This window comes from Sphingomonas sp. 1185 (genome assembly GCF_040544655.1).
In the GTDB taxonomy this organism is placed as follows: Bacteria; Pseudomonadota; Alphaproteobacteria; order Sphingomonadales; family Sphingomonadaceae; genus Sphingomonas.
This window is the reverse complement of the sequence record NZ_JBEPKL010000006.1, coordinates 51,294-64,137: the sequence shown is the minus strand read 5'-3', so window position 1 is coordinate 64,137 and position 12,844 is coordinate 51,294. Positions and strand designations below refer to the sequence as shown.

The window sequence follows — 12,844 nt, the reverse complement described above, 5'->3', positions numbered from 1 at the left end:
GGCAGGAACCGCCGCATGGCTGCCCGCTTTCCCCGCTTACGCTTCGCCCCTCTCCTCGCGCTCGGCCTGATCGCGGCGTTGTCCTGACCGCCCTGTCCGATCCGCGCATCTATGATCGCGGTCAGGGCGTGTGCGGCACGATCGCGGCAAAGGGCAATGGCTGCACGCCCTTCATCCGCTTCGACGGCACGCGTGGCGGCGGCATCGTCGGGGACGGCGCGATCGACGGTGCGGGCGGCATCCCGATGACCGGCCATGCCGAAAGCTGGTGGCAACTCGCCCGCCGTGCCCAGCGCGAGGGCGGCCAACAGAACAATCCCCGGCTGCTCGAGGCCGATCATGCCCGCAATCTCGTCTTCTACCGCGTCACCCTGCGCAACGCCCCCAATTTCCATGTCGTGCTCGACGATGTGCAGGGGGCGACCTTCTGGGGCGTGCGCATCGACACGCCCGCCGATGCGCGCAACACCGACGGCATCGATCCGGGCGCGTCGCAGGACATCACCATCGCGCACGCCTTCATCCGGACCGGCGACGACAATGTCGCGATCAAGGCGGGCAAGGGCCCGACCCGGCATGTCTCGGTCCTCGACAGCCATTTCTATGCGGGGCACGGCCTGTCGATCGGCAGCGAGACGCAGGCCGGGGTCAGCGATATCCTCGTCCGCCATCTGACGCTCGACGGCACGACCTCGGGGCTGCGGATCAAGAGCGACGCCAGCCGGGGCGGGCTGGTCACGCGGGTCCGCTATGACGGGATATGTCTGCGCGGCAACCGGCGGCCGATCGATTTCGACACGCGCTATGATGCCTCGGCACAGGGGTTTGCGATCCCGCTCTACCGCGACATCACGCTGCACGACGTGGCCGGCACCGACGGCACGCTGGTGCTGCGCGGGCATGATGCGGGCCATCCGCTGGAGGTGACGATGGACGGCGTCCGCTTCGCACCCGGCGCGACATGGCAGGTCGAGAATGCGCGGATCGCCGCCGGGCCGGGCGGCGTCTCTCCGCCACCGCCGGGCCCCGCCCTGCCCCCAGCCCAGGCTGCGACTGGGGATTGTGCCGCCCGCTGGACACCCTTTCCCGAAGGTGGATAGCGCGAAGGATCAGGGGGCGGCGGGCACCACCCCCTTGGGCGCGGCGGCTAGGCGGCGGATCAGATCGGTCTCCGCCGGGCGATAGGGCGTGCCGTCGCCGCGAAACACCTCGTGAAACCAGATGGTCGGTTCCTCAAGGACATAGGGCTTCTTCCAGCTATCCCATGGCAGCCGCGTCCGCGTCTTCCCATCGACAAAGCCCCAATTCATCATCGCGACATTGTACCGCTTGCCGATGGGCAGCGATCCGTCGAAGGTCGATCCGTTGCCGCGCGCCATATATTCGGTGCACAGGATCGGGCGGTTATAGGGGAGCAACTGCTTGACCCGCCGCTCGAACGTCTCGGGCCAGCTATAGTCGTGGAACGAGATCACGTCCGACTGCGCCAGTTGCAGCCTCTCCATCGGCGAGGCGCGCCCGCCCGGCGCCCAGTCCTCGCCCAGCCATACGCCCGACGTGATCGGCTGCGACGGCTCCGCCGCGCGGGCCCAGTCGAACACCTGCGCCAGCATCGCGCGGACCAGCGGCTCCTTGCCCTCCTGCCCCTTATATTGGTCGGCGCCATTGTCGGGCTCGTTCCACACGTCCCAGCCCAGAATGCGCGGATCGTCGCGGAAGGCGCCGATGACGCCCTGCACATAGGCGCGGTAGCGGGGCCAGCGCGCACGGTCGCGCAACCCCGCCATTCCCGGCCCCTGCACCCAGCCCGAATTGTGGACGCCGGGGATCGGCGGATGCTGCGGCCCCGGCCGGGGGTCCGGGTCCCAGCAGCTGTCGAACAGCACGAAGAGCGGGCGGATGCCATGCGCGCTGGCGATGGTCAGGAACGCGCCGATCCGCTGCCTGAACCCCTCCGGGTCCTGCGCCCAGAGCTGGTCGTGCAGGAACACCCGCATCGTGTTCATCCCGATGCCCTGCGCCAGCGCCAGTTCCCGGTCGATCCGCGCCGGGTCCCAGGTCGCCGCCTGCCACATCTCCAGCTGGTTGATCGCCGAGGCGGGGGTGTAATTCGCCCCCACCAGCCAGGGCTGGCGATCATACCAGACCCGGGCCTGCGCCTCGGTCCAGCGGTCCCGCGCCTCGGCCGGTGCGGCGGGCAACAGCGCGAGCAGCGCGATTCCGCCCAGCATCCATGGCTTCATCCCATCCTCTCCCTTGTCTTGTTGGTCTTTTGCGCGAGGAGGCTAGAGAAAATTCCGTCGATGTTACAGGATATTGTACGACCAATCGGATCGACCGCGACAGGTCGGCCGCAACCATGAGAGAGGATCAGGATGAGGGCGTTCCACTATTGCGCCGCCGCCGGACTGGCGCTGGCGACCACCGTCTCGGTCGCCGCGCGGAACCCGCAATTCGAGGGGGCCGACCCGCATGCCATGATGATCGGCGACGAGATGTGGATCTTTCCCACCGGCGGGCCGGGGGGCAGTTGGGCCGCCGACCGGTTCGGCGCCTTTTCCAGCCGCGACCTCAAGGACTGGCGGCCACGCGGCGCGCTGATCCGCCGCGACCAGATCGGCTGGATCAAGGATGACGGCGCCCGCGACCATTTCCTCTGGGCGCCCGGCGTCGCGGTGCGGGGTGGCCGCTATTATCTCTATTATTCGGTCGGCCCGCAAAATCCGACGCCCAGCCGGATCGGCGTGGCCGTCGCCGACCGGCCCGAGGGACCGTATCGCGACAGCGGCCGCCCGCTCGTCACCGGCGGCCCGGGGTTCGAGGCGATCGACCCGATGGTCTTTACCGACCGCAAGTCGGGCCGGACCTATCTCTATGCGGGCGGCAGCGCGGGGGCGAGGCTGCGCGTCTGGCAGTTGAAGCCCGACATGGTATCGATCGCGCGCGAGATTCCGGTGCCGCAGCCGCCGAACTTCACCGAAGGCGCGTTCATGCACGAACGCGGCGGCCTCTATTACCTGTCCTACAGCCATGGCCGCTTCGACGGACCCGATTATTCGGTCCATTACGCGACCGCCCCCTCGCCCATCGGACCATGGCGCTATCGCGGTGCGATCCTGACCAGCGACGCGCGGCATCAGGGGCCGGGGCATCACAGCTTCGTGAAGACGCCCGACGGGCGCTGGCTGATCGTCTATCACCGCTGGGACCGCGCGGCCGGACCCGGTCCGTTCCGGGGCGAACGGGTCGTGGCGATCGACCGGATCGGCTATGCCCCGGACGGCGGCATCCGCCGCGTGACGATGACCGACGACGATGCGCCGACCCTTTCGCCCCGGCGGTGACGGGGACGCGTAAACTTCCGTTAACCATCTGAATCAAATCCGGATTCGGAATCCCAGCATCCGCCGCCCCAGGCCGTGGTTCCCGCTTCATAAGGGGCAGGCCGTGCGTCCGCATCTCTGTGCGACCCATGCGCCGTCGCCCCCGTCCGGCATTCCGTGCCGGACGCCGGGAACAGCTTTTGGGAGGAGCAGGGCATGCAGACCGAGATCATCGCCAAGGCCAGCGGAACCACGACGACCACCACCGCCAATGTCATCACGCTGGATGCGCCCAGCGTCGTCCGGCTCGACCTCGACCGCGCGCAGGTCGCCGCGATGGAACGGCAGGGCAACGACCTGATCATCCGCCTGGCCGATGGCCAGACCATCCGTATCGACCATTTCTACAACGAACAGCGCGGCACCATCAGCGACCTCGTCCTGCGCGACGATCAGGGCGGTCAGTGGCTGGCGCATCCCGCCGCCAGTGGCGCGGGCCGCTTCACCGCGCTGACCAGCCTCGACGACCTGCTGGCCGCGCAGGGGGCGGCGCAGGGCGGCGGCGCGTCATTCATCCTGCCCGCCGTGCTGGGCGTGGCGGGGGTCGGCGGTCTGGTCGCGGCCGTCTCGGGTGGCGGCGGTGACGATGATCGCGCCCCCGCCACCCCACCGACCGCCGATACGCAAGCGCCCGCGCGGCCTACCGCCATCTTCAACCCGGCCGGAACCGGCGTCACCGGCACCGGCGAGGCCGGGGCGACGGTCCGCGTCACCGATCCCACCGGCACGGTGATCGGGACCGGCACGGTCGGCGCGGACGGCAGCTATGCCATCACGCTCAACCCGCCCCAGACCAATGGCCAGCCGGTCACCGTCACCCAGTCGGACCCGGCGGGCAATGTCTCGCCCGGCGCGAGCGTCACCGCCCCCGACATCACGCCCCCCACCGCCCCCACCGCCACCGTGAACGGCCAGGGCACGACGATCACCGGCACCGGCGAGCCCGGTGCGACCGTCACCGTCCGCGATGCCGCCGGAAACGTGCTGGGCACCGCGACGGTCGATGCGCAGGGCAACTACACGCTGACGCTGACCACGCCGCAGGCCAATGGCGGCACCCTGACCGTCACCCAGGCGGATGCCGCGGGCAATGTCTCGTCCGCCGCCACGCTGACCGCGCCCGACATCACCCCGCCCGCCGCACCGACCGCGACGCTCGGCCAGAATGGCACGACGATAACCGGCACCGGCGAGCCCGGCGCGACGGTTTCGGTTCGTGACGCGGCCGGGCAGGTCATCGGCACCACCACCGTCGATGCGCAGGGCAACTATACGCTGACCCTCACCACGCCGCAGACCAATGGCGGCACGCTGACCGTCACGCAGGCCGACGCGGCCGGGAATGTCTCGCCCGCCGCCACGCTGATTGTGTCCGATACGACCGCGCCCGCCGCGCCGACTGCCACGCTCGGGCAGAATGGCGACACCGTCACCGGCACCGGTGAACCCGGCGCGACGGTATCGGTTCGTGATGCAACCGGGCAGGTCATCGGCACCGCCACCGTCGATGCGCAGGGTAACTACACGCTGACCCTCACCACGCCGCAGGCCAATGGCGGCACGCTGACCGTCACGCAGGCCGACGCGGCGGGCAATGTCTCGCCCGCCGCCACGCTGACTGTGTCCGATACGACAGCGCCCGCCGCACCAACCGCCACGCTCGGGCAGAATGGCGATACCGTCACCGGCACCGGCGAGCCCGGCGCGACGGTTTCGGTTCGCGATGCGGCAGGACAGGTCATCGGCACCGCCACGGTCGATGCGCAGGGCAATTATACGCTGACGCTGACCGCGCCGCAGACCAATGGCGAGACGCTGACCGTCACCCAGGCGGATGCGGCGGGCAATGTCTCGGCTGCGGCCACGCTGACCGCGCCGGATACCAGCGCCCCCGGCGCGCCGGTCGTCGCGGTCAGCGCGGACGGCACGGTGCTGACCGGGACGGGCGAGCCCGGTGCGACCGTGCGGGTCACGGACGCCGATGGCCTGCCGATCGGTACCGCCATCGTCGGCGCGGATGGCACGTTCAGCATCGCGCTGCCCACCGGCACCGCCGATGGCCGGACGCTGTCGGCGACGCAGACCGACGCGGCGGGCAATGTCTCCGCCGCCGTCACCACCGTCACGCCCGATCTGGCGGCGCCCGACGCGCCCTCGGTCGCACTCAGCCCCGAGGGCACGGTCGTCACCGGCACCGGCGAGGCGGGCGCGATCGTCGAGATTCGCGACGCCGACGGCACGCTGATCGCGACCGCGCCCGTGGCGGCGGACGGCAGCTTCTCGGTGACGCTGCCGACGCCGCAGGCCAATGGCGAGATGCTGATGGTCACGCAGACCGACGCGGCGGGCAATATCTCGCCGCCGATGATGACGGTCGCCCCAGACATCACCCCGCCGGACGCGCCCGGCGTCACGCTGTCGGGTGACGGCGCGGCGGTCTATGGCAATGGCGAGCCCGGCGCGACGGTGCGGATCGTCGATGCGAACGGCAATCTGCTGGGCAGCGCGGTGGTCGCCGCCGACACCAGCTTCGTCGTGTCGCTCGCCACGCCGCAGACCGGCGGCCAGGTCCTGACCGCGACGCAGACCGATGCCGCGGGCAATGTCTCCGACCCCAGCATCGTCGCGGCCCCCGACGTGACCGCCCCCGATGCGCCCGTCGCGACGATCGCGCCGGATGGCAGCGCGGTCATCGGCACCGGCGAGCCCTTCGCCACGGTCACCGTGCGCGGGCCGGACGGCACGCCGCTGGCAAGCGCGGTGGTCGGCGCGGACGGCGGCTATAGCGTCACCCTGTCCCCCGCCCAGGCCAATGGCGAGACCCTGACGGTCGGCCAGACCGATCGCGGCGGGAACAGCTCGTCCTCGGTCACCCTCACCGCGCCCGACATCACCGCCCCGACCGGGCTGACCGCGACGATCGACGGCAACGGCATCGTCGTGACCGGCAGCGGCGAGCCCGGTGCGACCGTCACCATCCGCGATGCGGGCGGCACGGCGATCGGCACCGCGCAGGTCGATGCCAATGGCGGCTATAGCGCGACGCTGACCACCCCGCAGGCCAATGGCCAGGTGCTGAGCGTGACCCAGGCCGATGCGGCGGGCAATGTCTCCGCCCCCGTCCCGCTGACCGCGCCCGATATCACCGCGCCGCTCGCGCCGACCGGATCGGTCGTCGATGCCGGGGTGACGCTGGCGGGCACCGGCGAGCCCGGCGCGACCGTCACCGTGCGGGCCGCCGACGGCACCCTGCTGGGCACCGCGCAGGTCGGCGCGGACGGCGGCTTCACCGTCCCGCTCGCCACGCCCCAGGCCAATGGCGAGACCGTGCAGATCGTCCAGACCGATGCGGCGGGCAATGCCTCGCCCGTCGTCATCGTCACCGCGCCGGACATCACCGCCCCCACCGGGCTGACCGCGACGGTCAGCGGCGACGGAACGCTGGTGACCGGCCTGGGCGAAGCGGGTGCGAGCGTCACCATTCGCGATCCTGCCGGTATCGTCATCGGCACCGCCATCGTCGGTGCGGACGGCAGCTATGTCGCGACGCTGACCACCCCGCAACGCAATGCCGAGACGTTGCAGGTGACGCAGGCGGATGCGGCGGGCAATGCCTCGCTCTCCGTCGCCCCCATCGCCCCCGACCTGACCGCCCCCGCCGCGCCCGTCGCCACGCTGTCGGCCGAGGGCATCACGGTCGGCGGCACCGGCGAGGTCGGCGCCACCGTCACCGTACGCGCGGCGGACGGGACGGTATTGGGCACCGCGCAGGTCGGAGCGGACGGCAACTTCGCCGTCACGCTGACCACGCCGCAGGTGAACGGCCAGACGCTGACCGTCACCCAGGCGGATGCGGCGGGCAATGTCTCGGCGCCGCTGGCGCTGATCGCGCTCGATACCAGCGTGCCGGTCGGGCTGACCGCCGCGATCGATGCCACCGGCACGGTCGTGACCGGGCTGGCCGAAGCGGGCGCGACCGTTACCGTGCGCGATGCGGGCGGCACGGTGGTCGCCACCGCGACCGCCGCCGCCAACGGCGCCTATACGGTCGTCCTCGCCCCGCCCCGGATCGACGGCGATACCCTGCTGGTGACGCAGGCCGATGCGGCGGGCAATGCCTCCGCCCCGGTGACGGTGACCGCGCCCGACTTCACCGCGCCCGATGCGCCGCTGGTCGCCGTCAACGCCGACGGCACCCTGGCCAGCGGCAGCGGCGAAGCGGGAGCGACCGTCACCATCCGCGACGCCGACGGGACGGTGATCGGCAGCGGCGCGATCGGTGCCGATGGCCTGTTCGCCGTGCCCCTGACCCCCGCCCAGGCGAATGGCGGGACGATCAGCGCCACCCTGTCCGACGCAACGGGCAATGTCTCGGGCGCGACCACCGCGATCGCGCCCGACATCACCGCGCCGGGCGCGCCGCTCGCCTCGCTCGATCCGACGGGTAGGATCGTGTCGGGCACGGGCGAGGTCGGCGCGACCGTGACGGTGCGCGATGCGGGCGGCAACGTGCTGGGCACCGCGACCGTCAATGCGGGGGGAAGCTATGCCGTGCTCCTGCCCGTCGCGCAGATCGACCGGCAGATCCTGTCGGTCAGCCAGGCCGATGCCACCGGCAATATCTCGGGCAGCACCAGCGTTGCCGCGCTCGATCTGACGCCGCCGAACGCGCCCGCCGCCGTCGTGGCGGCCGATGGCGCCAGCCTGACCGGCACCGGCGAGATCGGCGCGATCGTCACCATCACCGATCCGGTCGGGCTGGTGATCGCCACCGTGCCGGTCGGCGCGGACGGCCGCTTCACCGTCGCGCTCGCCCCGCCGCTGACCAACGGCCAGCTATTGACGCTGACCCAGGCGGATGCGGCGGGCAATGTCTCGGCACCGGGTGCGGCGATCGCCCCCGATCTGGTGCCCAACGACACGCCGGGCGCACCGACCGCCAGCGTCGCGCTGGACGGCGCGAGCGTATCGGGCACCGGACAGGCGGGCGCGACGATCACCGTGCGCGATGCGACCGGCACCGTCATCGGCGGTACCACCGTCAATCCGGACGGCAGCTACAGCGCCACGCTCACCATCCCGCAGACCAATGGCGAGACGGTCCGCGTGACCCAGGCCGATGCGGACGGCGATGTCTCGCCCCCCGCCATCGCCATCGCGCCGGACCTGACCCCACCCGCCGCGCCGACCGCGACGATCGACGCCACCGGCTCGGTGGTGACGGGCGCCGGGGAAGTCGGTGCGACCGTCCGCATCGCCGACGCGGGCGGCACGCTGCTGGGCAGCGGGGTGGTCGGCGCGACCGGCCGCTATGTGGTGGTGCTGTCCACGCCGCAGACCGATGGCCAGCCGCTGACCGCGACGCAGGCGGATGCGGCGGGCAATGCCTCGCCCGGCGTCGGCGTCGTCGCGCCCGACCTCACCGCGCCCCTCGCGCCGCTGGGGACCGTATCCGGGGACGGGACGACGGTCACCGGCACCGGCGAGGCGGGGGCGACCGTCACCATCCGCGACGTCGGCGGCACGATCCTGGCCACCGCGCTGGTGGCCGGGGACGGCAGCTTCACCGCGACGCTGTCGCCCGCTCAGGCCGATGGCCAGCTGCTGGTGCTGACCCAGGCCGATCCGGCGGGCAATGTCTCGCCGATCGCGCAGATCGCCGCGCCCGACATCAGCGCGCCGGTCGGCCTGACCGCCGCGATCGACGGCGCAGGCATCATCGTCACGGGCCAGGGCGAAGCGGGGGCGACCGTCACCATCCGCGATGCCGCCGGGACGGTGCTGGGCACGGCGCTGGTCGCCGCGAACGGCAGCTATGCCGCGCTCCTGACCACGCCGCAGGTGAACGGCCAGCTGCTGGTCGCGACCCAGGTGGATGCGGCGGGCAATAGCGGCACCCCCGCCCCCGTCACCGCGCCTGACCTGACCGCGCCGCTCGCGCCGGTCGGCATCGTCGCGGCCGACGGCACCGCCATCACCGGCACCGGCGAGGCGGGCGCCACCGTCACCGTTCGTGGCCCCGGCGGCATCGTGCTGGGCACCGCGCTGATCGCCGGGGACGGCAGCTTCACCGCGACGCTGACCCCTCCCCAGGCCAATGGCCAGCTGCTGTCGCTCAGCCAGAGCGATCCGACGGGCAATGTCTCGCCGATCGCGCAGGTCAGCGCCCCCGACATCACCGCGCCGGTCGGCCTGACCGCCGCGATCAACGGCGCGGGAACGCTGATCTCCGGCCAAGGCGAGGCGGGCGCGACCGTCACCATCCGCGACGCGGGCGGCACGGCGATCGCCACGGCGGTGGTGGCCCCCAACGGCACCTATGCCGCCATCCTCGCCACGCCGCAGGTCAACGGCCAGGCGCTGTCCGTGACCCAGGCCGATGCCGGGGGCAATGTCGGGGCCGCTGCCGCCGTGACCGCACCCGACCTCACCGCGCCGCTGGCGCCGGTCGGCATCGTGTCGGGGGACGGCACCACCCTGACCGGCACCGGCGAGGCGGGGGCGACCGTCACCATCCGGGGGCCGGGCGGCGCCATTCTGGGCACCGCACTGGTCGCGGCGGACGGCAGCTTCACCGTGCCGCTCGTCCCGGCGCAGGCGAACGGCCAGCTCCTGTCGCTCAGCCAGGCCGATGCGGCGGGTAATGTCTCGGCGACCGCGCAGGCGACCGCACCCGACATCACCGCCCCGATCGGGCTGACCGCCGCGATCAACGGCGTCGGTACACTGGTCACCGGCACCGGCGAGGCCGGAGCGACGGTCACCGTCCGCGATCCGCTGGGCACGGTCATCGGCACCGGCATCGTCGCGGCCAATGGCAGCTATAGCGTGACGCTGACCGTGCCGCAGGCCAATGGCCAGCTCCTTCAGGTGACGCAGGCCGATGTCGCGGGCAATGCCTCGCTGCCCGGCAGCGTGATCGCGCCCGACATCACCCCGCCCGCCGCCCCGCTGGCGACGGTCAACGGCACGGGCACGACCGTCACCGGCACCGGCGAAGCGGGGGCGACGATCCGCATCCTCGATCCCGCCGGACAGCTGGTCGGCACCGCGCTGGTCGGTGCGGATGGCGGCTATAGCGCGACGCTGTCCACGCCGCAGGCCAATGGCCAGCTGCTGAGCGTGACCCAGACCGATGCGGCGGGCAATGCCTCGGTCCGGATCGTCGCCAACGCCCCCGACATCACGCCCCCCGCGCCCCCGACCGCCACGATCAATCCGGGCGGCACGGTGGTCAGCGGCCTGGGCGAGCCGGGCGCCACGGTGGAGGTGCGCAACGCCGCCGGGACCGTCATCGGCACCGGCACGGTCGCCCCCGGAGGGCTCTATGCGGTCACCCTGCCCAGCCCGCAGCTGGCGGGCGAGACGCTGAGCGTGGGCCTGCGCGACGGGGCGGGCAATGTCTCGGCGGCGGTGTCGATCGTCGCGCCCTTCGACATCGGCGCCTTCGACAACACCGCCACGGCGCTGGTCGATCTGGTCCCGGTCCAGACCAACGAGAATCTGGGCAGCGCCAATTATACCGCGCTGGTCTCGCTGGGGCTGGTCAACCTCGATGCGCAGGTGCTGGCCATCCCCAATGTCCAGTTCACCGTCGATGCGGGCCATACGCTGGCGGCGACCTTCACCTATGACTCGCTGGCCAATGTCGGGGTCGCCAGTGGCTATTCGGTGGTGGTCCAGCGGTTCAACGGGACCAGCTGGGTCGCGGTCGATGGCGGCGGCACGTCGTCGCTGCTGGAGGTCGGGCTGCTGAACGGCAACCTCGTCGCCAATGCCGATCTGGGGCCGGGCCAGTACCGCGCCTTCGTCACCTTCGACAATATGCTGGGCGTCGGGCTGCTGGGCGGGCTGAGCGTCACCGGGGTCGATTCCGACTTCACCGACATCGCGCAGGTCATACCCGCCGTCACCAACGGCAACGTCATCACCGATCCCGGCACTAGCGGCCAGATCGACGTGGTCAGCCCGCAGACGGTCGTGGAGAGCGTGACGCTGAACGGCGTGACGACGGCGGTGACGGCCGACACCACGATTGTCGCGGGTCTATGGGGTACGCTGACCATCGCGCGCGACGGCAGCTATACCTATATCCCCGATGCGAATGCGGCGGTGCTCGGCAAGGTCGACCGCTTCACCTACACGCTGCTCGACGCCTCGGACAATGAACGCGAGAGCGCCACGCTGACCATCACGATCGGCAGCCCCGACGTGACCGGCGCGCCCCTGGCCGTGAACGACATCGCCACCGCCGCGGCCAGCTTCGTCAACGTGGTCGAGACGCGCGCGCCGGTCGTCGACACCAGCTTCACCACGCCGCTGGCGAGCATATTGTCCGGGCCGCAGACCGGGCGGGCCGTCGACAGCTTCACGGTGGACGCCAACAGCGTCGCCAACGTCACCCTGTCGGCGGTCATCGCGCCGGGGCTGGCGCTGCTGCCCAGCTATACGATCACCGTCACCAATGCGGCGGGCACGGTGGTCGGCACCAACTCGGGCACCGGCGTGGCGGGCATTGGCGGGGTGCTGGGCACGGGGCTCAGCGTGACGATGACCGGGCTGCCCTCGGGCACCTACAACTACACCGTCACCAGCACCAACGCGCTGGGCACCGGCTATACGAGCAGCGTCTATGTCGCCCAGACGGTCACCCATCTCGACCAGTTCGCGCTGACCGGCACGACCCCGGTCAGCGGCGACCTGTTGGCGAACGACGCGCCGGGCAGCGACTTCCTGGAAATCCGGATGTTGTCGGGCGGCCGCTTCGTCGCGGTGGGCGACACGCCGCTGACGCTGACGGGCGCGCACGGCACGCTGACGATCAACGAGGTTGGACAGTATAGCTATCAGCCGAGCGCGACGCTGGGCTATTCGGCGGTCGATCCGGTGGACAGCTTCACCTATCAGATCGTCCAGCCCGACGGGCAGGTGGCGACCGCGCGGCTGGACGTCGCGGTCGACATCAACAACGGCGTCGCCCCGGCCTTCCCGGCCGCGACGATCACCGCGCTCGATGCCGATGGCATGGATCATCTGGCGCTCGACGTGGTGCCGATGATGGCGGACATCGACCAGCCCGCGCCGGTGGTCGCCGCCGACCATGGCGACGCGCGGATCGCCCTGTCGATGATGGAGGGCCAGGGCGATCTGGAGGCGGTGCTGACCCGCTATCTGGATACGCGGCAGCCCGCGACCGTCACCCTGACCGACGATCGGGGATCGACCGCGATCGCCACCGATACCGGTCCCATCGACGCCGCGCCGATCGTCGACGATCCGCTGGGCTATCTGACCGTTTCGGCCGACTCCGAGCAGGAGAAGCTGGCGACCATGCACATAATGTGACGAATGCGGTCACCACTCCGGAAATGGACGTGATTGACAGTGCCGAAGGCGCCAGCCTTCGGCACTTTTCTTCTTTTATTAAAGCAGTTTAGCCGAACTCCGGCGCTGGAGAGGCT

4 protein-coding genes are annotated in these 12,844 nt (G+C 71.2%); 3 read left to right on the top strand and 1 reads right to left on the bottom strand.

Going from position 1 to position 12,844, the window contains the following annotated elements:
- Positions 1-128 precede the first annotated feature (128 nt).
- Positions 129-1,100, top strand: a complete 972-nt coding sequence (locus ABIC44_RS06685) for a glycoside hydrolase family 28 protein (RefSeq protein ID WP_354294424.1) — start codon at positions 129-131, stop codon at positions 1,098-1,100.
- A gap of 9 nt (positions 1,101-1,109) precedes the next feature.
- Here the strand turns inward: ABIC44_RS06685 and ABIC44_RS06680 are convergent, their stop codons facing one another.
- Positions 1,110-2,243 (bottom strand): glycoside hydrolase 5 family protein, encoded by a 1,134-nt coding sequence (locus tag ABIC44_RS06680; RefSeq protein ID WP_354294422.1) that lies wholly within the window; start codon positions 2,241-2,243, stop codon positions 1,110-1,112.
- A gap of 132 nt (positions 2,244-2,375) precedes the next feature.
- Between ABIC44_RS06680 and ABIC44_RS06675 the strand changes: the two genes are divergently transcribed.
- Positions 2,376-3,344 (top strand): family 43 glycosylhydrolase, encoded by a 969-nt coding sequence (locus tag ABIC44_RS06675; protein ID WP_354294421.1) that lies wholly within the window; start codon positions 2,376-2,378, stop codon positions 3,342-3,344.
- A gap of 195 nt (positions 3,345-3,539) precedes the next feature.
- Positions 3,540-12,728: a BapA/Bap/LapF family large adhesin gene (locus tag ABIC44_RS06670; RefSeq protein ID WP_354294420.1), complete on the top strand. Its 9,189-nt coding sequence runs from the start codon at positions 3,540-3,542 to the stop codon at positions 12,726-12,728.
- Positions 12,729-12,844: the final 116 nt, after the last annotated feature.

Coding starts and splice junctions, on each gene's coding strand:
- ABIC44_RS06680 (WP_354294422.1), bottom strand. CDS start 2,243: ATGAAGCCATGGATGCTGGGCGGAATCGCGCTGCTCGCGCTGTTGCCC.
- ABIC44_RS06670 (WP_354294420.1), top strand. CDS start 3,540: ATGCAGACCGAGATCATCGCCAAGGCCAGCGGAACCACGACGACCACC.
- ABIC44_RS06675 (WP_354294421.1), top strand. CDS start 2,376: ATGAGGGCGTTCCACTATTGCGCCGCCGCCGGACTGGCGCTGGCGACC.